The organism is Roseobacter litoralis Och 149 (assembly GCF_000154785.2).
Taxonomy (GTDB): domain Bacteria; phylum Pseudomonadota; class Alphaproteobacteria; order Rhodobacterales; family Rhodobacteraceae; genus Roseobacter; species Roseobacter litoralis.
Genome location: NC_015730.1, coordinates 2,672,099 through 2,697,953, shown reverse-complemented (window position 1 = coordinate 2,697,953; position 25,855 = coordinate 2,672,099). Strand labels below are relative to the sequence as shown.

Annotated in this window: 29 protein-coding genes and 1 tRNA gene; 19 read left to right on the top strand and 11 right to left on the bottom strand. The window is 57.1% G+C overall.

Annotation, left to right across the window (positions count from 1 at the left end):
• Positions 1 to 27 precede the first annotated feature (27 nt).
• From RLO149_RS12785 to RLO149_RS12765, 5 genes are all read left to right on the top strand, one after another.
• Positions 28 to 1,296 carry an ABC transporter substrate-binding protein gene (locus tag RLO149_RS12785; RefSeq protein ID WP_013962512.1) on the top strand — a complete coding sequence of 423 codons (1,269 nt, stop codon included), beginning with the start codon at positions 28 to 30 and terminating at the stop codon, positions 1,294 to 1,296.
• A gap of 64 nt (positions 1,297 to 1,360) precedes the next feature.
• A complete protein-coding gene (locus RLO149_RS12780; RefSeq protein WP_013962511.1) occupies positions 1,361 to 2,254 on the top strand; it encodes a carbohydrate ABC transporter permease in 894 nt (297 codons plus the stop codon).
• Positions 2,251 to 3,060 (top strand): carbohydrate ABC transporter permease, encoded by an 810-nt coding sequence (locus tag RLO149_RS12775; RefSeq protein WP_011569662.1) that lies wholly within the window; start codon positions 2,251 to 2,253, stop codon positions 3,058 to 3,060. Before RLO149_RS12780 ends, RLO149_RS12775 begins: the two co-directional genes overlap by 4 nt.
• Positions 3,057 to 3,848: a phosphodiesterase gene (locus RLO149_RS12770; RefSeq protein ID WP_013962510.1), complete on the top strand. Its 792-nt coding sequence runs from the start codon at positions 3,057 to 3,059 to the stop codon at positions 3,846 to 3,848. The genes RLO149_RS12775 and RLO149_RS12770 overlap by 4 nt, the downstream gene beginning before the upstream one ends.
• A 28-nt stretch (positions 3,849 to 3,876) precedes the next feature.
• Positions 3,877 to 5,532 carry a Na/Pi cotransporter family protein gene (locus RLO149_RS12765; protein WP_013962509.1) on the top strand — a complete coding sequence of 552 codons (1,656 nt, stop codon included), beginning with the start codon at positions 3,877 to 3,879 and terminating at the stop codon, positions 5,530 to 5,532.
• Between the two features lie 124 nt (positions 5,533 to 5,656).
• Here the strand turns inward: RLO149_RS12765 and RLO149_RS23565 are convergent.
• Positions 5,657 to 5,740: transfer RNA gene (locus RLO149_RS23565), tRNA-Tyr, on the bottom strand.
• A gap of 111 nt (positions 5,741 to 5,851) precedes the next feature.
• Here RLO149_RS23565 and rlmB point away from each other — a divergent pair.
• From rlmB to RLO149_RS12750, 3 genes are all read left to right on the top strand, one after another.
• A complete protein-coding gene (gene rlmB, locus RLO149_RS12760; RefSeq protein WP_013962508.1) occupies positions 5,852 to 6,625 on the top strand; it encodes a 23S rRNA (guanosine(2251)-2'-O)-methyltransferase RlmB in 774 nt (257 codons plus the stop codon).
• Between the two features lie 27 nt (positions 6,626 to 6,652).
• The gene (locus RLO149_RS12755) at positions 6,653 to 6,967 is read left to right on the top strand and encodes a hypothetical protein (protein WP_013962507.1); all 315 of its coding nucleotides are present in this window, start codon (positions 6,653 to 6,655) and stop codon (positions 6,965 to 6,967) included.
• Positions 6,968 to 7,175: 208 nt separating this feature from the next.
• Positions 7,176 to 7,646 carry a CoA-binding protein gene (locus RLO149_RS12750; protein WP_013962506.1) on the top strand — a complete coding sequence of 157 codons (471 nt, stop codon included), beginning with the start codon at positions 7,176 to 7,178 and terminating at the stop codon, positions 7,644 to 7,646.
• Positions 7,647 to 7,655: 9 nt separating this feature from the next.
• Here the strand turns inward: RLO149_RS12750 and RLO149_RS12745 are convergent, their stop codons facing one another.
• The 3 genes from RLO149_RS12745 to hisA form a co-directional block, all read right to left on the bottom strand.
• Positions 7,656 to 7,973 carry a phosphoribosyl-ATP diphosphatase gene (locus RLO149_RS12745; RefSeq protein ID WP_013962505.1) on the bottom strand — a complete coding sequence of 106 codons (318 nt, stop codon included), beginning with the start codon at positions 7,971 to 7,973 and terminating at the stop codon, positions 7,656 to 7,658.
• Positions 7,970 to 8,731 carry an imidazole glycerol phosphate synthase subunit HisF gene (gene hisF / locus RLO149_RS12740; RefSeq protein ID WP_013962504.1) on the bottom strand — a complete coding sequence of 254 codons (762 nt, stop codon included), beginning with the start codon at positions 8,729 to 8,731 and terminating at the stop codon, positions 7,970 to 7,972. Before hisF ends, RLO149_RS12745 begins: the two co-directional genes overlap by 4 nt.
• Positions 8,732 to 8,806: 75 nt before the next feature.
• The gene (hisA, locus tag RLO149_RS12735; protein WP_013962503.1) at positions 8,807 to 9,526 is read right to left on the bottom strand and encodes a 1-(5-phosphoribosyl)-5-[(5-phosphoribosylamino)methylideneamino]imidazole-4-carboxamide isomerase; all 720 of its coding nucleotides are present in this window, start codon (positions 9,524 to 9,526) and stop codon (positions 8,807 to 8,809) included.
• A 158-nt stretch (positions 9,527 to 9,684) separates the two neighbouring features.
• Between hisA and RLO149_RS12730 the strand changes: the two genes are divergently transcribed.
• A complete protein-coding gene (locus tag RLO149_RS12730; protein ID WP_013962502.1) occupies positions 9,685 to 10,071 on the top strand; it encodes a DUF2147 domain-containing protein in 387 nt (128 codons plus the stop codon).
• 87 nt (positions 10,072 to 10,158) lie between these two features.
• Positions 10,159 to 10,950: a bestrophin-like domain gene (locus RLO149_RS12725; RefSeq protein WP_013962501.1), complete on the top strand. Its 792-nt coding sequence runs from the start codon at positions 10,159 to 10,161 to the stop codon at positions 10,948 to 10,950.
• Positions 10,951 to 10,974: 24 nt separating this feature from the next.
• Here RLO149_RS12725 and hisH read toward each other — a convergent pair whose 3' ends face one another.
• Positions 10,975 to 11,613, bottom strand: a complete 639-nt coding sequence (gene hisH / locus RLO149_RS12720) for an imidazole glycerol phosphate synthase subunit HisH (protein WP_013962500.1) — start codon at positions 11,611 to 11,613, stop codon at positions 10,975 to 10,977.
• A 2-nt stretch (positions 11,614 to 11,615) separates the two neighbouring features.
• Positions 11,616 to 12,203, bottom strand: coding sequence for an imidazoleglycerol-phosphate dehydratase HisB (gene hisB, locus RLO149_RS12715; protein WP_013962499.1), 588 nt, complete (start codon positions 12,201 to 12,203; stop codon positions 11,616 to 11,618).
• 145 nt (positions 12,204 to 12,348) lie between these two features.
• Here hisB and RLO149_RS12710 point away from each other — a divergent pair, with 145 nt between their 5' ends.
• From RLO149_RS12710 to RLO149_RS12675, 8 genes are all read left to right on the top strand, one after another.
• Positions 12,349 to 12,588 (top strand): Lrp/AsnC family transcriptional regulator, encoded by a 240-nt coding sequence (locus RLO149_RS12710; RefSeq protein WP_013962498.1) that lies wholly within the window; start codon positions 12,349 to 12,351, stop codon positions 12,586 to 12,588.
• A gap of 23 nt (positions 12,589 to 12,611) precedes the next feature.
• Positions 12,612 to 12,926, top strand: coding sequence for a hypothetical protein (locus RLO149_RS12705; RefSeq protein WP_245538058.1), 315 nt, complete (start codon positions 12,612 to 12,614; stop codon positions 12,924 to 12,926).
• Between the two features lie 211 nt (positions 12,927 to 13,137).
• Positions 13,138 to 16,011: a monovalent cation/H+ antiporter subunit A gene (locus RLO149_RS12700; RefSeq protein WP_013962496.1), complete on the top strand. Its 2,874-nt coding sequence runs from the start codon at positions 13,138 to 13,140 to the stop codon at positions 16,009 to 16,011.
• Position 16,012: 1 nt separating this feature from the next.
• A complete protein-coding gene (locus tag RLO149_RS12695) occupies positions 16,013 to 16,375 on the top strand; it encodes a Na+/H+ antiporter subunit C (protein ID WP_013962495.1) in 363 nt (120 codons plus the stop codon).
• Complete coding sequence (locus tag RLO149_RS12690; protein ID WP_013962494.1) at positions 16,372 to 17,913, top strand: monovalent cation/H+ antiporter subunit D; 1,542 nt, start codon at positions 16,372 to 16,374, stop codon at positions 17,911 to 17,913. Before RLO149_RS12695 ends, RLO149_RS12690 begins: the two co-directional genes overlap by 4 nt.
• A gap of 1 nt (position 17,914) precedes the next feature.
• Complete coding sequence (locus RLO149_RS12685) at positions 17,915 to 18,415, top strand: Na+/H+ antiporter subunit E (RefSeq protein ID WP_013962493.1); 501 nt, start codon at positions 17,915 to 17,917, stop codon at positions 18,413 to 18,415.
• Complete coding sequence (locus tag RLO149_RS12680; RefSeq protein WP_013962492.1) at positions 18,412 to 18,699, top strand: K+/H+ antiporter subunit F; 288 nt, start codon at positions 18,412 to 18,414, stop codon at positions 18,697 to 18,699. The genes RLO149_RS12685 and RLO149_RS12680 overlap by 4 nt, the downstream gene beginning before the upstream one ends.
• On the top strand, positions 18,696 to 19,085 hold the full coding sequence (locus tag RLO149_RS12675) for a Na+/H+ antiporter subunit G (protein ID WP_013962491.1): 390 nt from the start codon (positions 18,696 to 18,698) through the stop codon (positions 19,083 to 19,085). The genes RLO149_RS12680 and RLO149_RS12675 overlap by 4 nt, the downstream gene beginning before the upstream one ends.
• A gap of 154 nt (positions 19,086 to 19,239) precedes the next feature.
• Here the strand turns inward: RLO149_RS12675 and RLO149_RS12670 are convergent, their stop codons facing one another.
• The 5 genes from RLO149_RS12670 to RLO149_RS12650 all read right to left on the bottom strand — a co-directional run bounded on the left by RLO149_RS12670 (position 19,240) and on the right by RLO149_RS12650 (position 23,856).
• The gene (locus RLO149_RS12670; protein ID WP_013962490.1) at positions 19,240 to 20,289 is read right to left on the bottom strand and encodes a hypothetical protein; all 1,050 of its coding nucleotides are present in this window, start codon (positions 20,287 to 20,289) and stop codon (positions 19,240 to 19,242) included.
• Positions 20,286 to 21,743 carry a PucC family protein gene (locus tag RLO149_RS12665; RefSeq protein WP_013962489.1) on the bottom strand — a complete coding sequence of 486 codons (1,458 nt, stop codon included), beginning with the start codon at positions 21,741 to 21,743 and terminating at the stop codon, positions 20,286 to 20,288. The genes RLO149_RS12670 and RLO149_RS12665 overlap by 4 nt, the downstream gene beginning before the upstream one ends.
• A gap of 100 nt (positions 21,744 to 21,843) precedes the next feature.
• Positions 21,844 to 22,200 carry a light-harvesting protein gene (locus RLO149_RS12660; RefSeq protein ID WP_013962488.1) on the bottom strand — a complete coding sequence of 119 codons (357 nt, stop codon included), beginning with the start codon at positions 22,198 to 22,200 and terminating at the stop codon, positions 21,844 to 21,846.
• Between the two features lie 12 nt (positions 22,201 to 22,212).
• On the bottom strand, positions 22,213 to 22,368 hold the full coding sequence (gene pufB / locus RLO149_RS12655) for a light-harvesting antenna LH1, beta subunit (protein WP_011569637.1): 156 nt from the start codon (positions 22,366 to 22,368) through the stop codon (positions 22,213 to 22,215).
• Positions 22,369 to 23,217: 849 nt separating this feature from the next.
• Positions 23,218 to 23,856, bottom strand: coding sequence for a LysE family translocator (locus RLO149_RS12650; RefSeq protein WP_013962487.1), 639 nt, complete (start codon positions 23,854 to 23,856; stop codon positions 23,218 to 23,220).
• Positions 23,857 to 24,798: 942 nt separating this feature from the next.
• Between RLO149_RS12650 and RLO149_RS12645 the strand changes: the two genes are divergently transcribed.
• Positions 24,799 to 25,770, top strand: a complete 972-nt coding sequence (locus RLO149_RS12645) for an NAD(P)/FAD-dependent oxidoreductase (RefSeq protein WP_013962485.1) — start codon at positions 24,799 to 24,801, stop codon at positions 25,768 to 25,770.
• Positions 25,771 to 25,855: the final 85 nt, after the last annotated feature.

Here is a 25,855-nt window from a genome sequence, read left to right as displayed (position 1 = left end):
TCACCAGTGAAATCAAGGGAGAGAACAATGAGACACTTTTCGACAACAGGGCTGGGATTGGCCACGGCCATGGCGGCGGGGCTTGCCGTGCCAGCAACGGCCGAGACTGAACTGACGATGTATTACCCGATTGCGGTCGGCGGAGCGTTGACCGAAGTGGTGGACGGAATCGTTGCGGATTTTGAGGCTGCAAACCCGGACATCAAGGTTAATGCGATCTATTCGGGCAATTATGATGACACGCGTGTGCGCGCCTTGTCCGCTCTTGCATCCGGCGAGCCTGCGCAGCTTGCGGTGATGTTTTCCATCGACGCCTATGACCTGATCGAGCAGGAACTCATCATCCCGTTCGAAGAGGTCGCTACCACCGAGGCGGATCAGGCATGGCTGAACAGTTTTTATCCGGCACTGATGGCCAATGGCAAAATCGAAGGACAGACGTGGGGCATCCCGTTCCAGCGATCCACCATCGTGGCCTATTACAACAAGGATTTGTTCCGTGCTGCGGGCCTTGATCCCGAAGCACCACCCACCACCTGGGACGAGATGATCGAGATGGGCAAGGCCCTGACGAATGACGACACCTACGGTTTGATGATCCCGTCCACCGGCTATCCTTATTGGATGTTTCAGGCCCTCGCGATCCAGAACGGCAAAGAGGTGATGTCGGGCGATGGTCTGACCACCTATTTCGACGACCCGACCGTTGTGGAAACGCTGGAGTTCTGGAAGTCGCTCTCTGCCGAGCATGGGATCATGCCAACGGGCACTGTCGAATGGGGCACATTGCGACAGGCCTTCCTTGAGGGTCAGACAGCAATGATGTGGCACTCAACCGGTAACCTGACGGCGGTGAAAAATGGCGCGAGCTTTGATTTCGGTGTGGCCGAATTGCCCGCGAATGTGCGCAAAGGGTCCCCCACGGGGGGCGGCAACTTCTACCTGTTCAAGGACACAACAGACGAAGAGCGCGCGGCGGCCCTCAAGCTGATGCAGTTCATGACGGCACCAGAGCAGGCGGCGGCATGGTCCATCGGCACAGGGTATATGGGTGTGTCGCCAGCCGCCTATGAGACCGAGGCGCTCAAGGCCTACACAGAAGAATTCCCGCCTGCACTGGTTGCACGCAACCAACTGGAAAACGCCGTGGCCGAGTTCTCGACCTTCGAGACGGCGCGCGTGCGCGATGGTCTGAACAACGCGATCCAGTCCGCATTGACCGGCGCGAAAGAACCAGTGGCCGCCTTGGCCGAGGCACAAGCCGCCGCCGAACGTTTGCTGCGCGACTACCAATAACACCCCCGGTCGGGCTGATGCACAAAGCGCATCGGCCCGACCTTTCCCAAAGCGGAGCGGCACGATGTCAGAACATGCCAACCTTGAACGTCGCAGGCAGGCCATTTATGGCTGGCTGTTGCTGTCTCCGGCGTTGGTGCTGCTGTCTGCCTTTGCGTTTTATCCAAGCATTGCAACCCTTTGGACGAGCCTGTTTTCGCGCGGCACACGCCGCAAACCCGTCGAATATGTGGGTCTTGAGAACTATACTGACCTATTTGCCGATCCGACCTTCTGGCTCGTGGTCAAGAACAACCTGATCTACGCCGGGGTCACGATCCCTGTGTCGATGGGCATTGCGCTGGCCATGGCGCTTTGGGCGAATGGTAAAATCCGCGCGCGCGGTTTTGTGCGCACCGCCTATTTCACCCCGACAGTGCTGCCGATGATCGCAGCGGCAAACCTGTGGCTGTTCTTCTACACCCCCGGTCTTGGCGTGCTGGACCAGATCGGCAGCCTGTTCGGTCTGCCGTCGGTGAACTGGCTGGGGCAACCTGAAACGGCACTTTGGGCGATCATCATCGTGACGATCTGGAAAGAGGCGGGGTTTTTCATGATCTTCTACCTTGCGGCGCTCCAGACCATCCCCGAGGATCTGAAGGAAGCCGCAGACATTGAGGGTGCAAGCCGCTGGACCTATACGCGGCGTATCGTGTTGCCGCTCCTGATGCCCACGACAGTGTTCATTGCGGTCAATGCGCTGATCAATTCGGTCAAACTGATCGACCATCTGTTTATTCTCACCAAGGGGGGGCCGTCGGACGCCTCCAAACTGCTGCTCTATTACATCTGGGAAATGGCCTTTGCGTTCTTTGATGCGCCAAGTGCGGCTGCCATGACCATCATGGTCATCGTGGTGCTGGCCATCGTGGCGGCGATCAAGTTCAGCTATCTTGATAAAAGGACGCATTACCAATGAAGAGCCTGAGCAACTTCATGGATAGTTTCGGTGCGATCCTGCTGGCGGTCATCTGGGTCGCACCCTTGCTTTTTGCGTTCTGGGCCGCCACGCATTCCACGTCCGACGCGGTCAACCTGAACCTGTTTTCCCCGTGGACGCTGGAAAATTTTCGCGTGGCATGGGCCGGGGCGCCTTGGTTGAAGTATTTCCTCAACACTTTCCTGCTGGTGACGGTGATCCTGATCGGGCAGTTTTTCCTGACCACACTGGCCGGATTTGCCTTTGCGCAGTTGCAGTTTCCGGGCAAGGATTTCGTCTTCATTCTGGTGCTGATGCAGCTCTTTATCCTGCCCGAAGTCCTGATCGTGGAAAACTATGCGATGGTGTCGCGCCTTGGGCTGTTTGACACCATTCTGGGCGTGGGCATGCCCTATATGGCCAGCGCGTTCGGCATTTTTCTGATGCGGCAGGCGTTCAAAGGGGTCCCGATTGAGCTGCATGAGGCGGCGCGCATCGAGGGCTGTGGCCTGCTGGGTATCTTGTGGCGGGTCTATGTGCCTTTGGCAAAACCGACCTATCTGGCCTATGCGTTGGTCTCTGTCTCCACCCATTGGAACAACTTCCTGTGGCCGCTGATCGTCACCAATTCGCCCGATACGCGGCCCCTGACCGTGGGTCTGTCGATTTTTGGTGCGCCGGAAAACGGCGTTGATATCAGCATCATTTCTGCTGCGACACTCATGTCGGTGGCCCCCTTGCTGATCGCCTTCCTGATATTCCAGCGCCAGTTCGTTCAGGCATTCTTGCGCGCAGGGATCAAATGACGACGATCCTGCAAATCACGGACACCCATATCGTGCCGGAGGGCGCGCTTGTGTCGGGGCGGCTGGATACAGCGGATGCGTTGGAACGATTGGTGGCGCGGATCAACAGCATCCGCGATCAGATCGGCGCGGTGGACGCGGTGCTTGTCAGTGGTGATCTGAGCGATGATGGCACTGCCGAAAGCTATACGCGGTTCAAAAAGCTGATGGCTCCGCTGGATTTGCCCATCCATGTGATCCCCGGCAACCACGACGGGCGCGCGACATTGCGTGCCGCCTTTGCCGATCAGTTTGCGCCGACCGGTTCACTTAACTGGACCCGGTCTATTGGCGGTCTCCACCTGATTGGCCTTGATACATTGGTAGAGGGGCAGGGCGGGGGTACGCTTGCGCCTGAGAGCCTGTCGTTTCTGTCAGGCGCCCTGTCGCAGGCAAGGGGCGCGCCGGTTTTGCTGGCGCTGCACCATCAACCCTTTCTCTGTGGCATCGGCTTTATGGACGCCATCGGGCTAAGCAACAAAAACGCGCTAAGCGAGATCGTGGCGGGCTACCCCGGACCGCTGCGCCTGCTGTGCGGTCACATCCATAGCATGATGATCAGCGATGTGGGGGGCCATATTGCGATCTCATGTCCCTCGCCCTGCAGTAGTTTTGCCTATGACTGTCGCCCTGACGCCCCGACGGGGTATATGTTACAAGAAGACGGCTGCCTGTTGCATCACTGGGACGGGGGCTTTCAAACGATCCGTATTGGGCCAGTCGCTGGCGCAGGCCCTTTTCCCTTTTGATGACGTCCCCTGAACGAAAGTCCGCCCGTTGAACGAACCTCACATTCTCCAAGTCCTCGTGCAGATCGCAGGCGCTGCAGCGCTTTTGATCTGGGCCGTACGTTTGGTGCGTACCGGGGTTGAGCGCGGGTTTGCAGCCCCAATGCGTATTTGGCTGCGTCATTCTGCGAAGAACCGTTTGCTTGCGGCTGGCACCGGCATGGGTGCGGCTGTGCTCTTGCAAAGCTCTACTGCAGTTGCTGTTCTGGTGTCCAATTTCGTGTCCAAAGGTGGGCTTGCCACCGCGACCGGGCTTGCGATCCTGCTGGGGGCGGATGTGGGATCCGCCATCGTCACGCAGCTTTTGATGGTGCGTCAGCCCATCCTGATCCCACTGTTGCTGCTTGTCGGCGTCGTGGTGTTTCTGCGTGGTGAAGGCAGCAGCACGCGCCAGATTGGTCGCATCATGATCGGGCTCGCGCTGATCTTTGTATCACTGGACATGATACGCGCCGCAACAGAGCCGATGATATCCAACCCCGGCACGCAGGTCGTGATGGCCTATCTTGGCCGTGACCTTTTAACTGCTTTTGTGATTGGCGCGGTATTTGCCTGGGGCGTGCATTCAAGCGTCGCGGCGGTTTTGTTGTTCGTAACGCTCGCGGGGCAATCCATCCTGCCGATCCATGCTGCTGCAGCGATGATACTGGGTGCCAATCTGGGCGGTGGCCTGATCGCATTCCTGCTGACCTATACGGCCCCCGCCGCGGCGCGGCAGATGGTCATGGCCAACCTGGTCTTGCGCGGTGGGGGGGCTGCCCTTGCCTTGGTCTTGATTTCTGCCCTGCCGGAACTCTTGAGCCATCTCGGCGCAACCCCGGCGCGGCAAACCATAAACCTGCATCTGGTCTTTAATCTTGTTTTGGCAGTCGCAGCACTGCCGTTTGTGGGTCTGATTACTGCCGCACTGTCACATCTCATGACTGAGAAACCTGCCATGAACGGTGCATTAGAAGTCACAAGCGCGCTTGATCCGGCTTTGCTGGATCGACCTCAGCGGGCGCTTGATTGCACGGCGCGCGAATTGCTTGGCATGGGTCAAAAGATCGAACAGATGCTGATCGCGGTCGAACCCCTTTATGACCAGTGGAACAGCGTAACGGCAAAGCAGATCGCCGATCAGGAAAAAGCCACCAAGACAATGCATCTTGATATCAAGCTCTATCTTGCGCGCCTGGGTCAGACGGGTCTGGACGAAGACCTGAGCCGTCGATCGATGGAACTGGCATCCATATCATCAAGCCTTGATTCCGCCTCCGATGCGATTGCGCGGATCATGGTGGAACTGGCCAGACGTCTGGACAAGCAAAGTTTGCAATTCTCACCGCAAGGGCGCGAGGAGATCCGCGATTTTGCGGACCGGGTTCAAAGCAACGTGCAGCTGGCGCTGAATGTCATGATGAACCAAAACCCGGCCGAGGCACGCGAACTGGTGGCCGCTAAGGAAAAAGTGCGCAAGGTGGAACAAAAGCTGCAACGCAGCCATATCGGCCGTCTACGTGAAGGGCTGGCTGAAAGCATCGAGACGAGTAATATCCATCAGGAAACGCTCAGAGCCTTGAAACAGGTGAACACGGCTTTTTCGATGGTCGGGCACCCCATTCTTCTTAAATCCGGTGACTTGCTGAAGAGCCGCCTCGCTTAAAGTTCCCGGCTGCCTTGGACGGTATCTATCGAACACTAATTCTCGGTCTGTGCGTGGTTCAGGCACGCCTGGTCACTACACGCTTCAAAGCACGTTACCGCCACAAACATAAGAGATGAGGAAGTGGTGGGCGACCCTGGAATCGAACCAGGCGTGCGTCTCCGCGAGGGAGTTACAGTCCCCTGCCACACCTTGCGGCCTGTCGCCCACTCTGCTCATGCATTGCATAAACAGTGAAAGCGTGATTACAAGCGGTGTCCTGAGCCGTCAAGGCGAAAACCGTCGCTTTTGTGCGTCTAAAATCAGTTGGAAGCCCACAATGAAAAAACCAAAATGGGTCGTGCGCAAGGAGCAGGACAAAAAAACGGAAAATCGCGAGACAATCTGGCTTTTTGGACTGCATGCTGTGCGCGATGCGCTGGAGAATGCTGCGCGTGAAAAATTGCAATTGATCGTGACGCTGAATGCGCAGGCCAAGCTGGCCGACGCGATTGAAACGTCCGGAATCGCGCCCGAAGTGGTGGACCCTCGAAAATTCAATGCACCGCTCGATCCCGGTTCGGTGCATCAGGGGGCGGCGCTGGAGGTCAAGCCGCTGAACTGGGGCAGCCTTGAAGACGTGTGCGTCGGCTCCGAGCACCCGCGCGTCATGTTGCTCGACCGGGTGACGGACCCGCACAACGTGGGCGCGATCCTGCGCTCTGCCGAAGTGTTTGGCGCGTCTGCCGTGATCGGAACGCGTCACCATTCAGCACCTGAGACCGGGGCCTTGGCGAAATCTGCCAGTGGGGCTCTGGAACGGCAGCCCTATTTGCGGGTCCGCAATCTGGCGGATACGATTCGTGCATTACAGGGCATGGGTTACATCGTGCTGGGTCTGGACGGCGAAGCCCGCGACACGCTGGAACAAGCCATTGAAGGCAAGCGGGACCGTCCGATTGCGCTGGTTCTGGGGGCAGAAGGGCCGGGATTGCGCGAAAAAACCAAAGAGACTGTCGATTCTCTCGTGCGGATTGATGCGGCAGGCCAATTTGGATCGCTTAACGTATCGAATGCGGCGGCAATCGCCTTATATGCCACACGAAGGGTCTGAAAACAGCGCGGACCGAAAAGGGCTGAAATGGGATATCCGACTAAAATCGCCACCTGTTGTTATTGCGGATCGCGCGCGGCACTTGTGCTTGGCAAAGACCGCCATGAACTGACTTGCGCCAATTGCGGTGCCCCTTTGCATGACATGAAACGTTTAAAACAAGAACGTTCCACCGACAGACAAGAGCGTGGGTATGTACCGTCAAAACCCTTAAAAAAATCCAAGAAGCGCAAGTATCAGGCGGACTATGCACAGCGCCGCAAACCCGTGAAGCGGCGCAAGGGGTTGATGCGACATATCTTGGAAGAAGCCTTTGACGTGATCGAAGATATTTTCGATTGATGCGCGCGGCTGCGACAAATTTACCCTTTCTTCACAGAATAGAGAGCCCGTCTGGAACTGCGATGCGGAGCACCTATCTTTATATTATGTCAAAAGGCTCGGAACGCCTTTTGAAGCTAGACTGTCCCTCGTTCCGTACCTTGAAGCGTCCTTTGCCTCAGGCACTGGACGCTCTTTTTTTCAGGGTGATGCTGGGCTAGGGTGCCGCATGGACTATTCGGACGCTTCGCTCAAAAACATATTGCAACAGACCAAGACGATCGCTGTCGTCGGTGTGTCCATGAACCCTGTGCGGCCCAGCTATTTTGTTGCGCGCTATCTCAACCTCAAGGGGTTCAAAGTGCTGCCCGTCAATCCAATGCACACGGGCGAGACACTGTTTGGCGAAGTCGTCCACGAGACGCTGAGCGATATTGATCTACCGGTTGACATGGTCGACATTTTCCGACGTTCAGAGGCCGTGCCGCAGATCGTGGACGAAGCCTTGGCGGCGCTGCCGGATCTGAAAACCATATGGATGCAAATCGGTGTATCGCACGAGGCTGCAGCGCAAAAAGCACAGACGCGCGGCATCACCGTCATTCAGAACCGTTGTCCCAAGATTGAGCATCAAAGGCTGTTCGGCGAACTGCGCATGGGCGGTTTTTCGACTGGCATGATATCCTCGCGCCTGACCTGAGGCTGACGGTTACGGCGCCTTGGATCTGGCCTGTTTTTCAGCGATCCCAGATGTATTTTGTCGCCGCTCAAGTTCCGCCAGCACGTCTTTCAAATCCACATCACAGGCGGCGAGCATGACCAGCAAATGATAGAGCACGTCCGCGGCCTCACCAGTCAGGGCGTCGCTGTCGCCTTTGACGGCCTCAATGATGGCCTCAATCGCCTCTTCCCCGAATTTCTCCGCGCATTTTTCCGGCCCTTTGGAAAGTAGTTGCGCTGTCCAACTGCTGGTGGGATCGGCGGTTTTGCGTGCCAGAATCGTGGCGAACAGGGCGTCGAGTGTCATGCGAGCCTCATTGGAATACCAGCATTTGCCATATGCTGTTTGGCCTGTGCGATCGTATAATCTCCAAAGTGGAAGATCGACGCGGCCAAGACTGCTGATGCGCCGCCCTCTGTTACGCCTTCGACCAGATGATCGAGCGTCCCGACGCCGCCAGAGGCGATAACCGGCACCGCCACTGCGTCGGAAATGGCGCGGGTCAGGGGCAGGTTGAAACCCGCCCGCGTGCCATCGCGATCCATCGATGTCAGCAGGATTTCCCCTGCGCCCTTTGCAGTCACTGTTTGCGCGAAGGCCACGGCATCAATGCCGGTCGGTTTGCGCCCGCCATGGGTAAAGATTTCCCATTTGCCGGGGGAGACTGTCTTGGCGTCGATGGCCACAACGATGCATTGGCTGCCAAACTGGTCCGCCGCCTGTGCAACGACGTCCGGGTCGGCCACAGCGGCAGAGTTGAAAGACACCTTGTCAGCGCCTGCCAAAAGCAACGCACGCACATCTGAAACGGTGCGCACGCCTCCTCCGACGGTGAGCGGGATATAGCAGTGTTCGGCTGTCCGTGTGACGACATCAAACATGGTCGCCCGGTTTTCATGTGTTGCGGTGATATCCAGAAAACAAAGCTCATCCGCGCCTGCCGCGTCATAGGCGATGGCGGCGTCGACCGGGTCCCCTGCGTCACGTAAGTCAACAAAGTTCACGCCTTTGACGACGCGGCCGTCAGCCACGTCCAGACAGGGTATGATGCGGGTTTTTAACATGCGACACCTCTAGGCTTTCATGCGCTGCTGAGCAAGTGGGTCGGTGCTGTCGTCATCAGCGCGGGGCTTGCTGCATCACGTTTTAAGTGCCTCAAGAGCCTGCGCCAGATCAATCGCCCCATCATAGAGCGCGCGACCTGATATTGCGCCGGAAATCACGCCAGTCGCTCGCAATGCCAGCAAGTCCTGAAGCGAGGAAACCCCACCTGAAGCGATCACGGGAATGCTGACCGCGCGGGCGAGGTCTGCCGTTGCCTGCGTGTTTGGGCCCCCCATCGCGCCGTCGCGCAGGATGTCCGTGTAGATGATTGCTGCGACACCTGCGTCTTCGAACGACTTTGCCAGATCAGTGGCCTGCACGTCGGTTTCCTCGGCCCAGCCTTTTGTTGCGACAAATCCGTTGCGCGCATCAATGCCTACCGCCACCTGATCGGGAAAGGCGCGCGCGGCCTCGCGGACCAGACCGGGGTTTTCCACCGCGACGGTGCCAAGAATGACGCGGGCCAAGCCTTTGTCGAGCCAGCGTTCGATCGTTGCCATGTCGCGGATACCACCGCCAAGCTGGGCGGGGACCGGACACGCCTTGAGGATCGCCTCTACCGGAGCTGCATTTACAGGCTCGCCCGCAAACGCACCATTCAAATCGACGAGATGCAGCCAGCTGCAGCCCGCGTCGACAAAGGATTTGGCCTGAGCCGCGGGGTCGTCATTAAAGACCGTTGAGCGGTCCATGTCCCCGTGTACCAGCCGGACGGCTTGTCCATCTTTGAGATCAATTGCAGGGTATAGGATCATGTCGTGAGTTCCGGTCTGGGCGCGCCTTGGCGCGGTGCGTCGTGTTAACTTGGCTTTTGCACTGCACGCAGGCGATATGCAACGCGACGTGTGGTCATGCTTGCCAGATTGCCAGCGTAAAGGGCAGGGTAGTTTCGCGTCAAAAGGGAGGCATAACGATGCGTAGTATCATTCTGGCAATTGCGGCACTGACATGTGCAGGCGGTACGGCCATGGCGGACCCATTGGTGGGAACATGGCAGACCGAGCCGGACGATGGGGCATATGCATATGTTGTCATAGCGCCTTGTGGTGCGAATTTCTGCGGCACGATCGAGCGGACGTTCAAAGGTGGCTCTGAATATACCTCACCCAACAAAGGTAAAACGCTGGTCATCGATATGGCCCCTCAGGGCGGTGGAAAATACACCGGAGAGGTCTGGCGCCCCAGCAACGATAAAATCTACCGCGGTAAAATCGCGCTTGATGGGGATGATATGCGATTGTCAGGCTGTGTCGCGGGCGGTCTTTTGTGCTCTAAACAGAGCTGGGCGCGTGTAAACTGAGACAAATCCATTGCAACGCGGTTCTGGCGCTGCCTGAATTGTGCTGCTACCGTGTCACAACGGCAGGCGGCAGAATTCAGTAGCAGCATGATCAATTCAACTTTCGACGTTTTACCTTTGTGGGGCACATTCGCACTCAGTCTTGCTATTTTCTTTGCGGCTACCGAAATCGGTTTTCGCATTGGCCTGCGTCGGCGAGAGCATGCGGATTTTGTCGAAAGCGGTTCAACCGGGATTGTCACCGGGTCGATTCTTGGGCTGGTCAGCTTTTTGCTCGCCTTTACCTTTGGTATTGCAGCAACCAATTATTCCGAACGGCGCGGCGTGGTTCTGGATGAGGCAAACTCCATCGGCACGGCGTTCCTGCGGGCTGACCTTCTTGAAGCAGAAGACCGCTCAAAGCTGCGCGAATTGCTGGCAGAATACACCCGCATCCGGGTCGAAATCATCCAGCCTGAAACGAAGGTCGCGGAGTATTTTTCAGTGATCCGCGCGTCAGAGCGGCTGCACTCTGACATGTGGCAGACGGTCGTCGCAGCAGCGCGCGCGAACCCCACACCAACTCATGCAGTGGCTGTGACTGCGATCAATGATGTGATTGATATCCATACAACGCGCGTCGCGGTCGGTGTGCGCTACGCTATTCCGCCCTCCATATGGCTGGCGCTTTATGTGGTGTCTGCCATCGGACTTGCCACGACAAGCTATCGGTTCGGTGTCAGCTTTGGCAGACGATCCGAACTATTGCCGGGCATGGTGTTTGCCTTCGCGAGCGTTATCACGCTGATCACGGATTTGGATAATCCAAGGCATGGGTTCCTGTTAAGTGACCAGACACCGATGCAAGAGCTTCTGACGTCGATGAGCAAAGAAAACTGATGCCGTTCTGCGTGGCTTGGTTTCTCAAGGCCGCCACGCCAGAAAGTTCGCGATCATGCGCAGCCCGGCGGATTGGCTCTTTTCCGGGTGGAATTGCAGGCCGATCATGTTGTCCCGCCCGATCACAGCTGTGACGTCGCCCGAATAATCAACATGTGCCAGCCGTTCAGCGTCGTTTGATACATCCATATGATAGCTGTGGACGAAATAGGCGTGATCCCCGGTCGTGATCCCCTCAAAAACAGGATGTGGGGCATCGATAATCAGATCGTTCCAGCCCATATGGGGCACTTTCAGCGACGAATCATGCGGCGTGATTTTGATCACTTCGCCACTGACCCAATCCAGCCCCTCCGTGTTGCGGTATTCCCGCCCCAGAGTGGCCATCAGCTGCATGCCGACGCAAATCCCCATGAAGGGGCGGCCTTTGCCCTCCACCGCTTCGATCATCGCAGCGTAGAGCCCGGAGTGACCCTTGAGCGCTGCCATGCAGGCGGGAAATGCCCCGTCGCCGGGCAACACGATGCGATCGGCACGCGCCACCACATCCGCATCGCCCGTCACAACCACGTCGCCGCCCCCGGTTTCATTGGCCATGCGCTCAAAAGCTTTGTGCGCGGAATGCAGGTTGCCGCTTTCGTAGTCGATAATCGCCGTCAGCACGCTCAGAGTGCGCCTTTGGTGGATGGGACCGCGTCAGATTTACGCGGATCCGTTTCAACCGCCTGACGCAGGGCGCGCGCGACAGATTTGAACGTGGCCTCGGCGATATGGTGGGAATTGATCCCGTGCAGCATGTCGATGTGCAGCGTGATGCCGCCATGGGTGGCAAGCGCGGTAAAGAATTCGCGCACCAGCTCGGTGTCGAATGTGCCGATCTTGGCCGTGGGCATGGCGACGTTCCAGATCAGATAGGGCCGTGCGGACAGGTCAAGCGCACAGCGCACCAGCGCGTCATCCATCGGCAACAGGCAGGAGCCATAACGCACGATGCCGCGTTTGTCGCCCAATGCACCAGCCAGCGCTTGCCCGATGGCGATGCCTGTGTCTTCGACCGTGTGGTGATCATCCACATGCAGATCGCCTTTGGCCCTGACACTCAGGTCAATCAGTGAATGGCGCGCCAACTGATCCAGCATGTGGTCGAAAAATCCGACGCCCGTCTGATTGTCATAGCGTCCGGTGCCGTCCAGTTGAACGCTCACCTCGATGTCGGTTTCCGCTGTGCTGCGGGTGATGGAATGGCTGCGCATGGAAGGGGTCTCCGCACCTGTCAAAGTCGCGGCCCTTATAACAGGCTTGCCCGGCAGTAAAAGATGCCACATTCAGGGATTGCGGCCCCTGTGCCTGATATGCCAGCCTGCGCCCATGGGCGTGACGCCCCGAAGGAGCCGTTTCATGACCACTTGCGTTTTTGTTCAGATTCGCTGCACGCCCGGCACCACCTACAAGGTGGCCGAGGAAATCGCCCTGCGCGAGATACATTCGGAGCTTTACTCCACCAGCGGTGAGTATGATTTGATGATGAAGATGTACATTCCGAAAGACGCGGATGTGGGTAAGTTCATCAACGAAAACCTGCTGAATATCAAAGGGATCGAAAGGTCAATGTCGACCATGACGTTCAAGGTCTTTTGAGGCGCGCCTGCTCAGCGCTTTTGTTGGTTGTCTTTTGCGCATCGGCTGCCAATGCCAAAACACGCGTCTATGAAGGGGCAGAGGCCGCTGCGTTGCGCTGTGCAAACATGATGGCGCTGACCGCGATCGTGTTGTCGGACACCGACCGGATGGGGGAGCCGGAAAAAGATGTGATGATTGGTATTTCGTTTCTCATCCTGCAGGAGCATGTCTCCGGCACATGGGCCGAAAAGAAGGCAGCCCTCGAAGTCGTGCGTGATCGTCGCGGTGTTCAGGAGACGCTGGATGATTTTGAACGGCTGGCGGAACAATGTCTTCGTGAGTATCCGATCAACTGACAGAAAAACGCGCGCGGAGCCGTTTCAAATGCGATCTGTCAAGGCGATCTGACACCCGCATGCGATATCTGGCCGCAGTCACGTAGTTTTCGCGCGCGTATTTGCGAAGAATGACCATATCGACGATGATTTTGGCGGGTTTCTCTTGAGGTTCGGATGAATCTGCCACATTAGGGGGGACCTTTTCAGGCCCCAAAGATCAGGAGTTCGCGTGTCCCTCTTCCTTATCGTTGCCTTGCCTTTCCTGGGCGCACTTTTGCCCGGGCTTATGAATTCAGCGGGTCGTCAGGCCTGCGCAGGTATTACCTTCGTGGTGTCTCTCTCCGCATTCATCGGACTGTTGACCAATGCGCCTGCGGTTCTCGCGGGCGAGGTCGTGACCGTCGGCGTTGATTGGTTGCCGATCCTTGGTTTGAATTTCAACCTGATGCTGGACGGGCTTGGCTTTTTCTTTGCCTTGCTGATCCTTGGTATTGGCCTGCTGATTATCGCATATGCGCGGTTTTATCTGTCGCGAGACGACAATATGGGCGAGTTCTTTACCTACCTGCTGCTCTTTCAGGGCGCGATGGTTGGGATCGTTCTGAGCGATAACATCCTGCTTTTGCTGATCTTCTGGGAGCTGACGTCGCTGTCGTCATTCCTGCTGATCGGCTATTGGAAACATCTGCCCGAAGGTCGTCAAGGCGCGCGTATGGCGCTGACCGTGACCGGTATGGGTGGTCTGGCGATGATCGGGGGAATGCTGATCCTTGGCCAGATCGCGGGCAGCTACGACCTCAGCGTTATCCTGCAGAACCGCGAACTTATTCAGGAAAGCCCGCTTTATCTGCCGGCGCTTTTGCTTATTCTGCTGGGCTGTTTCACCAAATCTGCACAGTTCCCGTTCCACTTCTGGTTGCCCCACGCGATGGCCGCACCGACGCCTGTCTCGGCCTATCTGCACTCGGCCACCATGGTGAAAGCCGGGATTTTCCTGATGGCGCGGATGTGGCCGGTCTTGTCTGGCACGCCGGAATGGATCGCGATTGTGACGACGGCGGGGTTGATCACGATGGTGCTGGGCGCGGTCATTGCTTTGTTCAAGCATGACCTCAAGGCCTTGCTGGCCTTTTCAACCGTCAGTCATCTGGGGCTGATCACGATGCTGCTGGGCACCAGCACGGCCTTTGGTGCCATGGCGGCGATGTTTCATATTCTCAACCACGCGACCTTCAAGGCGGCGCTCTTTATGTCTGCGGGCATCGTGGATCACGAGACGCATACGCGCGACATTCGCAAGCTCGGTGGCTTGCGCCACCTGATGCCCATTACCTTTGTGATTGCGACGCTCGGGGCGCTGTCCATGGCGGGTATTCCGTTGCTGAACGGTTTCCTGTCAAAGGAAATGATGCTCGAAGAGGTCTACCGCACGGAACTCTTCGGCTCGGTCTGGCTTGTGCCCGGCCTTGCGGTTCTGGGCTCGCTTTTCTCAGCGGCCTACTGCTTCAGGCTGATCGCGCACACCTTCCTTGGCCCCAAGCGCGACGATTATCCGGCCACGCCGCATGATCCGGGTGCCGGGCTGTGGATGCCGCCCGCCATTCTGGTGGTTCTGGTTGTTGTCATCGGCGTGGCCCCGTTTGTGGCCGAACCCTTTATCAAAACGGTCACGGCCTCAGTTCTGGGCGGCGTGGTTGACGTGCCAAAAGCCTATTTCAAGATATGGCACGGGCTGGTTCCGGCGCTTTATATGTCCGTGATCGCGACCGTTGGTGGTTTGATCGTTCTGGCGATATTCAAACCGCTGCTCAAAGGGTGGGACGCCGCCCCGCGGCCGGAAGCCAAAGTGATCTTTGAAGGTCTGGTTGAGGCCATCGTCGCGCTGTCCCAAAGGTTGGTGCGCCCGTTGCATGATGGTTCCTTCACGCGCTATTCGCTTTTCGCCGCAGTCGCCATTGTGGGCGCGGGCATCTACGCCTGGATGACGGGCACGGTCGGTGAGGCCACGCGCACCATGCAGCCTGCCGGGATCGTCCCGATTGCGGGCTGGCTGATGCTTGTTGCCGCGGCAATTGCGATGGTTTTCCTGCACAGGAACCGTTTGCTGGCGCTGATCCTGATGGGGATTTGCGGGCTGATGGTCTCGGTTGGTTTTGTGTATTTCAGCGCGCCGGACCTTGCGATGACGCAATTCACCGTCGAGGCAGTGACGATTATTCTGTTGCTGCTGGCGCTGAATTTCCTGCCCAACAGATCGCCGATTGAAAGCTCTGCGTTTCAACGCAGTCGTGACATCGCAGTGGCTGTGGTTGGTGGTCTTTCGACTTTTGCGCTGACCTACCACTACCTTTTGCGGGATGCGGTGCAGCCAACCATCTCAGCCTTCCACGTCGAGAATTCGTACAAGGGCGGTGGCGGGACCAATATGGTCAACGTCATTCTGGTCGATTTCCGGGGCTTTGACACTTACGGTGAAATCATCGTTCTGGGGATCGCGGCGCTGTTGATCTATGCCTTGACTGAATCGCTGCTCGGCGGGCCGGTGCGGGCGCGCTTGTTGAACCGCAAGCCCGATCAGCCAAGGGCCGGTGACATGCATCCGATGATGATGGTGGTGCTGACGCGGGTGATGATGCCTATCGTGATGCTGGTCGGTTTCTACATCTTCCTGCGGGGTCACAATGAACCCGGCGGTGGCTTTATCGCGGGGCTAGTCGTGTCGATTGGTGTGGTGATGCAATATATGGCCAGCGGCTTTAACTGGACAACCGCGCGGCTGCGCTATCCGTACCACGGTGTGATCGGGGCGGGTGTCCTGATCGCTGGTCTCACAGGCATCGGATCGTGGTTCGTGAGCAAACCGTTCCTGACGTCTGATTTCACCTATGTGCGCATTCCCCCGTTCAACGAGTTCGAACTGGCGACTGCAGCCTTCTTTGATCTGGGCGTGTTTCTTGCTGTTGTGGGCGCGGTGATGCTGGCGCTGGAAAGCCTGTCGCGTCTGGCGCGCAGACAGCAGATGCCGGATGCGGAACATCCGATGGATATTGATCCGTCGCGCGAAGATATACCGTCGAGTATGACCGCGAAGGGAGAATTGTAACATGGAGTTTCTGGTTGCTTCTGCCATCGGTGTTCTGACGTCTGCGGGTCTTTATCTGCTCTTCCGCATGCGCACCTTTCCGGTGATCCTTGGTATTTCGCTGCTGACCTATGCCGTGAACGTTTTCCTTTTTGCGTCCGGACGATTGTCCACTGGCGCACCACCGATCCTGCAAAAAGGGGTGGAGGGCGTGATCTATTCCGACCCTCTGCCGCAGGCGCTTGTCCTGACCGCGATCGTGATCTCGTTTGGGATGACGGCGGTGGTCGTGATGATTGCATTGGGCGCATATCTGGGCGGGGATGATGACAAAGTGAATGACGCTGTTGAGCCTTCGAGCAAACGCGCGGAGGACGCGACATGAGCCATTGGATCATTTTACCGGTGATGCTGCCGGCCCTTGTTGCACCCTTTATCATTCTGGCTGCGCGCTATCACATCGGCATACAGCGGGTTTTTTCGATCGCTGGTGTTCTCGCGTTGATCGCCGTGGCTGCGGGGCTGGCATGGCAGGCATCCGATGGCACGATCACGCTATACCAGCTTGGTGATTGGGCAGCGCCCTTCGGCATTGTTCTCGTGGGGGATCGTCTGTCGACGATCATGGTGCTGCTGACCGCAGTGCTGGCGTTGATGGTCTTGCTTTACGCCATTGGGTCGGGCTGGGATGATCGGGGTCGTCATTTCCATGCGCTGTTTCAGTTTCAGTTGATGGGCATCATGGGGGCCTTTCTGACAGGTGACCTCTTCAACCTTTTCGTTTTCTTCGAAGTTTTGCTGATCGCCTCTTATGGCTTGATGATCCACTCGGGCGGCAACGCGCGATTGCGGGCAGGGGTGCAATACGTGCTCTTTAACCTGATCGGATCGACGCTGTTTCTCTTTGCGCTCGGGGCGATTTATGCCGAAACCGGTACACTCAATATGGCAGACCTTGCCCAGAGGGTGCAGGCGATTGACGCCTCTGAAACGGTTGGGATCCGGGTGGCCGCCGTGCTGTTGCTGCTGGTCTTTGCCATCAAGGCAGCACTTGTGCCGCTGCACTTCTGGCTGCCTTCCAGTTATGCCGAAGCACCGGCCCCGGTGGCGGCTCTCTTTGCGATCATGACCAAGGTCGGCGCCTATGCGATTATCCGGGTCTACACGATGGTTTTCCCGCCTGAGTTTGAGGCGACCGCGGGCCTGCATGGCGACTGGCTGCTGGCCTTTGCGCTGCTCTCGCTCGCACTTGGTGCCGCTGGGGTGCTGGCGGCCCAAAAGCTGGACCGGATGGTGACCTTTGCGGTGATCAGCTCGATGGGGATGGTAATGGTGACGATCTCACTCTTCACCCCGGAAAGCATCGCAGCGGCGCTGTATTACATCATCCATTCGACATTGGCGGCGGCAACGCTGTTCCTGATTGTTGATCTGGTGAAATCCAGCCGCCCACACCTTGAACTGACGCCAACACCGGCCATCGGCGGGGCGGTTCTGGTTTCCGCGCTGTTTTTCGCAGGTGCCATTGCCATGGCGGGGCTGCCGCCCCTATCCGGCTTCATCGGAAAACTGTTGATCCTGCAGGCGTCCTTTTCAACCGATGCGATGACCTGGGTCTTTGCGACGGTCCTGATCGCTAGCCTCGTGAATGTTGTCGGGCTATCGCGGGCGGGCAGTATCGTTTTCTGGAAAGCAAAAAGCGTCGCACCCGCTGCAGATGCGCCCGAACCTCAAAAGCCTCCGGCCCTGTCCTGTGTCGCTGTGGGTGGTTTGTTGGCGCTATTGACGGCGCATACTGTATTTGCCGGGCCGATCCACGGCTATATGACCACCACAGCCGCACAGCTGTTCGCGCCCGCACCTTACATCGCAACCGTGCTGGACACGCCGGGCAAGTTGAGCAAACCGAAGGAGGGGAACTGACATGGGACGTGCATTGCACTGGCTTTTTCCACATCCGCTGCTGACAGTCATCCTCACAATCGTCTGGGTCATGCTTCAGAATGAAGTCTCGGCTGGCATGGTCGTCTTTGGTGTCATTCTGGGGATCATCATTCCGCGCGCAACCGCCGTCTGGTGGCCGGGCCGTCCCGAAGGCATTCGGGCAGGCAAGTTTCTGGTCTATTGCCTCATCGTTTTGTGGGACATCATTATCGCAAATATCGAGGTGGCGTGGATCATTTTGACCAAGCCGAATGCCAAGCTGAGGCCGAAATGGGTGGAGGTGCCGCTTGATCTGCGCCAGCCCGAAGCGATCACGATCCTTGCAGGGACAATCACGTTGACGCCGGGGACGGTGTCGGCTGATCTGTCCAACGAGGGCCGCAGCCTTCTGGTGCATGCGCTGGACGCAGAGGATGCAAACGCCGTGCGCGATGAAATCAAAAACCGCTATGAGCGTCGTCTGAAGGAGATTTTCCAATGACCTTCGCACTGGAACTTATACAAATGACCCTCTATCTCGGGTTCGCCGTTCTGGCCATCAGCCAGCTGATGGCGATGGTACGTCTGGTGATCGGGCCCAGCACAGGGGACCGAATCCTCGCGCTTGATACGATGGTGATGAATGCGATCGGGTTGATCGTTCTGCTGGGGATCACGCAGGGCACAAGTGTCTATTTCGAAGTGACCCTGATCATCGCAATGCTTGGCTTTGTTTCGACCGTGGCGCTGGCGCGGTTTGTATTGCGGGGGGACATCATCGAATGAACTTTGAGGTTATTGAACTCTACATCACTGTTGCGTTTTTACTGATTGGCGCTGTCTTCACCATGGTGGCGGCGATTGGCTTGCTGAAACTCGGTGATCCGATGACGCGCCTGCACGCCCCGACCAAAGCCGCGACGCTGGGCATCGGGTCCTTTCTGCTGGCGTCGATGTCTTATTCCTTTGCTACATCGGAGGGTTCGTTTCACGAGGTGTTGATCCTTGCCTTCCTGTTTGTGACGGCCCCGATTTCGGCGAACTTCATTGCCAAGGTGAACATTCACAAGCGGTCGTGCGACATGCCGGATGCTCCCACAAAAGACGCGATGTGGTCGACCATGGACGTGCCGGAGGGTGACAGAGACATCGAGGTTCGGCCCGACCCGTAATATGGTCCGATGGCAGTTGAAAAAGCAAAGGGCTGATCCTCGCGGATCAGCCCTTTGCCTTTTCAGTCTCAGCTGCGTCAGACCGTTTGGGAATGACAGCTATGCGCGTGTTTCTCAGGCTTCTGCCAGCCCGCGCAGATGACAGGTTGGCGCGTCAGCGACGCAGCAGCGTTGGAAACCCAAACAGCTTGGAGAATGAGAAACGCGCAGCATCTGCCTCGGTGGTTTCGGTATCGGCACGCCTCACGATCAGGGGCAATATCGCATCCGCCATCCGCGCATGACGCGGGAACGCGAATTTATCAACGGGCTTTCGCTTGCTCAGCAGTGGCAGCGGGAAATTTGCCATCCGGGCGTGACGGTCAAACGCAAACTTGTCCGCAGGCTTGCGCTTGCTGAGCAGGGGAATGGGAAAATTCGCCATCCGGGGCGCGCCCGGAATTAAGGAGTTCGTGCCCGTTTTCCCGTTGATCAGATGGGGGAAGGGCCAGTTGGCCATACGCTGGTGACGCCCGATCATTGATCCGGTATAGGGCTTACGCTTGCTCAGCAGCGGGATTGGGAAATTGGCCATCCGGGCATGGCGCGGAAATGCAAAGCCCTCCCAAGGTTTGCGTTTGCTCAACAATGGAATTGGGAAATTGGCCATGCGCGCGTGGCGCGAAAAGGCAAAGTTGTCTTTTGGCTTGCGTTTGCTGAGCAGGGGGATGGGAAAATTGGCCATGCGCCCATGCCGCGGAATGGCAAATTCATCGGAGGGCTTGCGACGGCTGATCAGGGGGATGGGCCAATCTGCCATGTGATAGGTCTTGGAGTCAGGGTCGCGTCTGCGCGACAACATATGAGGGTGCCCGCTCAACACGCTGGCAGTTCTGCCGGGGGGATCCTTGACGTAGACCTCTTCGGTCAAATCGCCCATGTCGGCCGCACCCATTCTGGCAGTGATTTCGCGGGTCATCCTTGCAGCGCCCAAAGGCACATAGGTTGCTTTGGCCAACAGAACCGCGCCGCCGGATGCCATTTTCTTTTTGTATGCTTTGGCAGTTTCAGGATCGACGTTTTCAGCGCTCAGTGCTTCGACCAGACCATTCGGCTCGGTATAGACTTTCAGGTCTCGCCCGGGAAAACGTTCCACTACGAGCGTTCGTTTTATCATTGACGCCTGTGCCGCGTTTTCAAAATATCGCGTAATGACTTGTGTCATGATGCCTCCGCCGATTTAGGATGCGAATCCGGCATGGACCGCTTGGGTTGGTGTATATTTGGGTGCTGCGTACTGTTTGCTTTGCCGCACAGGGGTATAAGTGTAGCGCATGCCAGCGCCAAGAAAACAATCTCGATCAGGAAAACCGCGTTGTAAGGGGCATGTGCGGGCAGGTCTGTATATGCGGACATGTTGACGATGACGTCGCGCACAATGCCTGCAAGCGCCACACCGACACCAGCTGCCGTTGCCTGAACCGCACCCCAGGTGCCCAATGCAAGGCCAACCTGATCACGCTCAGCCGAGCGCATGGTGGCGGTCAAAGTGGCGTGCCCAAAGAGGCCTGCGCCAATGCCGGTTGCAAGCGTTCCGGCAAGAAACAAGGGCGCGCCGCCGCCAAAGGCCGACAGGATGATCCCGGAAAACCCCGGTATGCCGATCAATGCACCGATCAGCCCAAGACGGGTCGGTGCGCCATTCGTGCTCAGAACGCGTGAGGCGATGCCAAAGCCGATCAATGTGCCTCCCGCCAGAAGGGCGGTCAGCCGTGTTGTCTCGGCCACGGAAAAACCAAGTGCTTGTGCGCCGTAAGGCTCAAGCAGCACATCGGCCGCCCCAAAGCCAAAGGTGCCAAGCGCAATAACCACCAAAAGCCGCTTGCGACCGGGTTTCTTGACAAGTTCGGCCAATGTTTCACGGAAAGGTGCGTGCTGCGCTGTTTGCATTTTCTGGGCACGGACCCGATCGCGGGCCTCTTGCTTCCAAAGCGCCAGAAGGTTCAGGGCGACGGTCACAACTGCCGCGCCCTGAATGACCTGAATAAGGCGCCCGGGCGAATAGTTTTCCAGCAATGTGCCAAAGACCAGCGCGCTGAGCACCATGCCGACCAGCAGCATGACATACATCAGTCCCACGACTTTTGGCTGATCTTCGTCCGCGACCAGATCGGTGGCCAGCGCAAGGCCCACGGTCTGCACCATATGCACACCGGCCCCAACCAGCAGAAACGCCAGCGCTGCCGCCGACAGCCCCATCCAGCGTGGCGCATCGACCGCCTCACCGTAGCCAGACAAGACAAGCAGGGCGAAAGGCATGATGGCAAAACCACCGAATTGATAAAGCGTCCCTTTCCAGATGAACGGGACCCGCCGTAGCCCAAGCGCGGAAACGTTCACATCGGATTTATAGCCGATCAACGTGCGGAAGGGGGCAAACAGCAAGGGCAGGGCGAGCATCATCGCGACGAGCGTCGCCGGAACGCTGAGTTCGACGATCATGACGCGGTTTAAAGTTCCGACAAGCAGCACGATGGCCATGCCAACGGTGACTTGGAACAGAGATAGCCGTAGTAAGCGGGAAAGCGGTACTTCTTCGGTGGCGACATCCGCGAATGGTAAATAACGCGGGGCGACCGATACCAGCTTTCGTAAGGCAAATGCGCGATACTCGAACATTATCCTCCCGCCATTCTAATTCAAATTGAACCCACTGGCGCAATGACCCCGCAGGTATGGGTGCCGCAAGTCCCTCGCCGTAGCGACGAGGGACCTTGCGTTATTGTTCTATCGTTACAGGCTGCGTAGCGCTTGCCTGTACGAGAGCCGGTGATTGCAACATCGCCATTGCCGTCGTGCCGTCTGGCATAACCACAAGAACTTGCTGGCCACCTTCCGCAGATGGAAGAACGAAAGAGGCGTTTGCCACGTCTTTGTCTGCGTTTTCCAGGATTTTTGCTGACGCTTCTTGTGCAGCGCCGCTTCCAAGTTCATTGCCTGACAAAAAGTCAGATACCCAGGTGGTATTGCTCAGGACAGCAACGTGTACTGCGAATGAGCCTACAGCGACTGCGCCCAGAAATACTGGAACGCCGACAGAGGGGGAAACAACAAGCCACATTTTTGCATTGTTCATGTTTTTTCTCCCTTAGCCGAGCCACGGCGTCGACGCAGCGACGAGCATGTGCGCAACAAGTGCGATTGCACCAAAGACACGGGTACCATCAATCAGGTAACTGTGAACTTCTTCGGCTTCGAGTAGTGTAAGACCGGTCGGCCAAACTTTGTCTGGGTCGTCGGACATAATGGTTCTCCAATTCAGCTTCTAACCAAGTACATAGACAGCATCCGATTTAATAACGGGGTGTTGCTATGCAGCTCATTGGTCGCGACGCGCACACTCGGACCGTCCCTCCATTGTGTCAGAAAATGTTGACATTACAAGTGTCAATTTATCTTTACTTTCTGGTTGTGCGTGCATTGCAGCGATCGTCTCTTAACGCATGATTTCGCTGACATATTTGTCCAAAGCGACATGACAGCGCCGTGAAATACGCTGGAAATCGGCGTTGAAGCTGGTGCAGGCAACGCGGCGAGCCGAGGATCGGCGCAGGCGAATCCCGGACAAGTCAAGAGGGTTGCTGTCACTTAAGGATTTATCTGGGTGAACGCCCTCACCTGAAATCGCCAGCCGTCGCTTGGGCTTGGATAAACCAGTGTTTCCACGGTGGTTCTGTCGGCAGTAGGTCCGTGGAAGGTGCTATGACGAACGCCGGCAAGTGCAGATATGATGCCATGGCAGCATACCGGCCGGGCAAGAGCACACCGAGATGGTTGATTTAATGCTCAGCGATTGGGGCGCACACCGATGAAAGTCGGCGGCGAGGAAGACCCGATTTGGCCGTAAGGATTTGAAGGCAGTCACCGGAACTGACGGGTTTCTGGTAAATTAAGACGTTAGAGCTTCAATATTCACGGCTTCAACATGACAACCGTTCTCTGAGCCTCAACCGATTATTCCGGTCCCCACACTCCCTGCGATCTTCCGGTTTGAAACAGTGCGGCGCAGCATCCAACACCTCTGCCATCAGAAAAACATGCAGATCTCGAAACTTTGCTCAGTTGGGTTTCCGGCGCTTTGCCGACTGGGAAATCAGTTGCGAACTTCCCGTATCCCGGCCCAAATCAGGCTTGCACCCATGGCTCCAAACGCCGCAGCAAAGAGCCCTTCGAACCATCTGGCGAAACGTGAGTAGCCCCGCATCGCCACACCAGTCGAGAACAGCCATGCGTATGTTCCATAGATAACCAACCCCGACAAAGCGCCCATTGGGCCGAAAGCCAGGACGTGCCAAGCGCTCAGCCCTTGACCGAATAGAAAAGACGCAACCGCAGCCCACATCAACGCGGCTTTGGGGTTGGTGAGCAGAACAAGAACGCCACGACGCCATGCAAGGGCATCTGTCAGCGGTCGGGCATCCGGTGCAAATGTTGTCTTGGCTCCACCTTTAAGCGTCGCGCGTGCCGCTTTGATGCCAAGAAAGAGGAGATAACTACCACCCAGAAACTTCAAAAATAAGAGCGACAGCGGAAACGCTTCAACAAGAACGCCAAGGCCCAAAGCCGTTGCCATCGACCAAACAAGCATACCCGAAGAAATGCCGGTCACCACGAATAGCGCGGGCCGTCGACCTTGCGCCAACCCGACCGAAGCAACCGCGGCAAGATTGGGGCCGGGAGCAATCTGGGCTGCGAGAACACCTAACCAGGTCAATGCATAAATCGAAAACATGATGAGCAAGTTCCTTGAAACTGTTTGCTACATCTTTTTCGAACAGCGCTAGTTTGGCAAGGGCGCTGTCAATGGCAGCTCACATCCAGAGAAGTCGCAGCATCGGTACGTTAGGCTGAAACCGAACCTCGGAGCCAACGTAGCATTTGGTTCATCGGCCAAATCTGTGTGGGTGAAGGCCCATGAAAGACGCCCGGCACAGCGCTCCCACGCGGCCGCCCACAGAGCCGGCGTTCGATAGGGGTTCATAAGAGGGGTGATCCTGCAGATCAGAGACGCGGGCTTTCTGACGTTCGTGAAGCCTTCGCTTGAATTGCACAACAGCCGCAAGGGCGTCGGCTGTTTACGATTTCAGAAGTGAGGGGAAAGACCAGTGATAGTGGCCTTGATGGTGTCGGCGTGCCAAGCGGTAAGCTTGTTTCGTTCCAAACCTACCTCCAGTGCAAAAAGTGGAAGGGGAGCGCGGAGTCAAAATGAAATTGAGACTGTCGAGAGGCGTTGTAAGGTCGAGCTGACAAAGGGCCATTCATAGCCGCGGGAAGGTTCACGAGCCCGGCAAATGATGGAGCGACACGAGACCGTGCCATTGCTATCGACCTCATTGACGGCGACAGGTCGTGTGATCTGCTGAATGAAAACAGGCCTGGCGTAACGGCGGATATGATTGAAAAGCGCACATTGACGCCAAGTGACTCAGCAGGGTTCAGAGTGATATAGCCAACTGGTTTTCGTAAGGTTTATTCACGAATTTCAGAAAAACCTGATACCAGAACGTTGGTCCTCGTGAGATACCGATAGCACCTGTCTGACACGGTCTGATAGAATTCCCATGACAGATACCGTTTTAATCGCACCCGCGACGATACTCCCGGATCGATGAGTGTTGGCAACGCAGATCGCATGACCTAAATCCCCAGTCATGCGGATCAAAAGGTCAAGAACATGACATCACGACCACGTATTGCGATCATAGGTGCTGGCATTTCCGGGCTGCGTCTCGCGCAACTGTTATCACCCACGGCCGATGTAACGGTTTTGGAAAAATCACGCGGGATTGGTGGCCGAATGTCGACCCGGCGCGCGGATTGCTTCCAATTTGACCACGGTGCGCAGTATTTCACAGCACAGGGCGAGGATTTCCAGCGCTTTCTTGCACCTCATATTGAGCGTGGCGTTGTCAGGGCGTGGCGTCCTCGATTGACGTGTTTTGGGGGAACTATTCCGCAGTGGACGGCACCGCGCTATGTTGGCTTGCCGGGGATGAACGCGCTGTGTAAAGCGATGGCCAGCGATATCGAGGTGCTGCGCGAAACCCGTGTCGCGAGCCTCGAACGTAGAGATGACCATTGGCAGCTTCGGTCTCTGGCGGGGGAGGTGTTGGGCCCCTATGACTGGGTATTCTCCTCTGCGCCCGCTGAACAATCTGCCGCGCTGATGCCGGCCTGTTTTTCGCATCTGCCGGCGTTGGAGCATGCCAGAATGCTTGGCTGTTACAGCTTGATGCTCGGGTTTGACGCTGCGCCGGATTTGGCTTGGGACGCTGCGACTGTCCTGAACAGCCCAATGGCCTGGGTGGCCGTCAACAGCACGAAACCAGACCGCAGCACGGGTTTCAGTGTGCTTTGCCAATCCAGCAATGACTGGGCCCAAGCGCATATTGAGGCTGATCCCGACAAGGTGCGCGCCAGTCTGGCACAGGCAGTGCAGGAGACCACAGGTCTGGTTGTTGAAGAGGCACAATATGTCAGCTTGCACAAATGGCGCTTCGCCAAAGTCGAACGCCCTACGGACGAGCCGTTCTTGCTGGATACAGAAAACAAACTGGGCGCATTTGGCGACTGGTGCGGTGCGGGCCGCGTCGAGGCCGGATTTGACAGTGCGACGGCACTTGCGCGAGGGCTGAACCTTAGGTGATGTGAGAGCGAATATTTGTGCAGCGTACTTGGATCAAATCATAAAGAGTAATTGCATAATCTGGACTGATTTCCCGACCCTTTCA

Excerpts from the sequence above, each read along its gene's own strand:
- pufB (WP_011569637.1), bottom strand. The coding sequence starts at position 22,368 with ATGTCCGACGACCCAGACAAAGTTTGGCCGACCGGTCTTACACTACTC.
- RLO149_RS12745 (WP_013962505.1), bottom strand. The coding sequence starts at position 7,973 with ATGACACTCGACGCCCTGTTCGCCACGATTCTGGCACGCAAAACCGCC.
- RLO149_RS12645 (WP_013962485.1), top strand. The coding sequence starts at position 24,799 with ATGACATCACGACCACGTATTGCGATCATAGGTGCTGGCATTTCCGGG.
- RLO149_RS12775 (WP_011569662.1), top strand. The coding sequence starts at position 2,251 with ATGAAGAGCCTGAGCAACTTCATGGATAGTTTCGGTGCGATCCTGCTG.
- RLO149_RS12665 (WP_013962489.1), bottom strand. The coding sequence starts at position 21,743 with ATGTTCGAGTATCGCGCATTTGCCTTACGAAAGCTGGTATCGGTCGCC.
- RLO149_RS12670 (WP_013962490.1), bottom strand. The coding sequence starts at position 20,289 with ATGACACAAGTCATTACGCGATATTTTGAAAACGCGGCACAGGCGTCA.
- RLO149_RS12660 (WP_013962488.1), bottom strand. The coding sequence starts at position 22,200 with ATGAACAATGCAAAAATGTGGCTTGTTGTTTCCCCCTCTGTCGGCGTT.
- RLO149_RS12650 (WP_013962487.1), bottom strand. The coding sequence starts at position 23,856 with ATGTTTTCGATTTATGCATTGACCTGGTTAGGTGTTCTCGCAGCCCAG.
- RLO149_RS12785 (WP_013962512.1), top strand. The coding sequence starts at position 28 with ATGAGACACTTTTCGACAACAGGGCTGGGATTGGCCACGGCCATGGCG.
- RLO149_RS12755 (WP_013962507.1), top strand. The coding sequence starts at position 6,653 with ATGGGATATCCGACTAAAATCGCCACCTGTTGTTATTGCGGATCGCGC.
- RLO149_RS12695 (WP_013962495.1), top strand. The coding sequence starts at position 16,013 with ATGGAGTTTCTGGTTGCTTCTGCCATCGGTGTTCTGACGTCTGCGGGT.
- RLO149_RS12725 (WP_013962501.1), top strand. The coding sequence starts at position 10,159 with ATGATCAATTCAACTTTCGACGTTTTACCTTTGTGGGGCACATTCGCA.
- RLO149_RS12680 (WP_013962492.1), top strand. The coding sequence starts at position 18,412 with ATGACCTTCGCACTGGAACTTATACAAATGACCCTCTATCTCGGGTTC.
- RLO149_RS12770 (WP_013962510.1), top strand. The coding sequence starts at position 3,057 with ATGACGACGATCCTGCAAATCACGGACACCCATATCGTGCCGGAGGGC.
- rlmB (WP_013962508.1), top strand. The coding sequence starts at position 5,852 with ATGAAAAAACCAAAATGGGTCGTGCGCAAGGAGCAGGACAAAAAAACG.
- RLO149_RS12750 (WP_013962506.1), top strand. The coding sequence starts at position 7,176 with ATGGACTATTCGGACGCTTCGCTCAAAAACATATTGCAACAGACCAAG.
- hisA (WP_013962503.1), bottom strand. The coding sequence starts at position 9,526 with ATGATCCTATACCCTGCAATTGATCTCAAAGATGGACAAGCCGTCCGG.
- RLO149_RS12685 (WP_013962493.1), top strand. The coding sequence starts at position 17,915 with ATGGGACGTGCATTGCACTGGCTTTTTCCACATCCGCTGCTGACAGTC.
- RLO149_RS12710 (WP_013962498.1), top strand. The coding sequence starts at position 12,349 with ATGACCACTTGCGTTTTTGTTCAGATTCGCTGCACGCCCGGCACCACC.
- RLO149_RS12780 (WP_013962511.1), top strand. The coding sequence starts at position 1,361 with ATGTCAGAACATGCCAACCTTGAACGTCGCAGGCAGGCCATTTATGGC.
- hisB (WP_013962499.1), bottom strand. The coding sequence starts at position 12,203 with ATGCGCAGCCATTCCATCACCCGCAGCACAGCGGAAACCGACATCGAG.
- RLO149_RS12730 (WP_013962502.1), top strand. The coding sequence starts at position 9,685 with ATGCGTAGTATCATTCTGGCAATTGCGGCACTGACATGTGCAGGCGGT.
- hisF (WP_013962504.1), bottom strand. The coding sequence starts at position 8,731 with ATGTTAAAAACCCGCATCATACCCTGTCTGGACGTGGCTGACGGCCGC.
- RLO149_RS12675 (WP_013962491.1), top strand. The coding sequence starts at position 18,696 with ATGAACTTTGAGGTTATTGAACTCTACATCACTGTTGCGTTTTTACTG.
- RLO149_RS12690 (WP_013962494.1), top strand. The coding sequence starts at position 16,372 with ATGAGCCATTGGATCATTTTACCGGTGATGCTGCCGGCCCTTGTTGCA.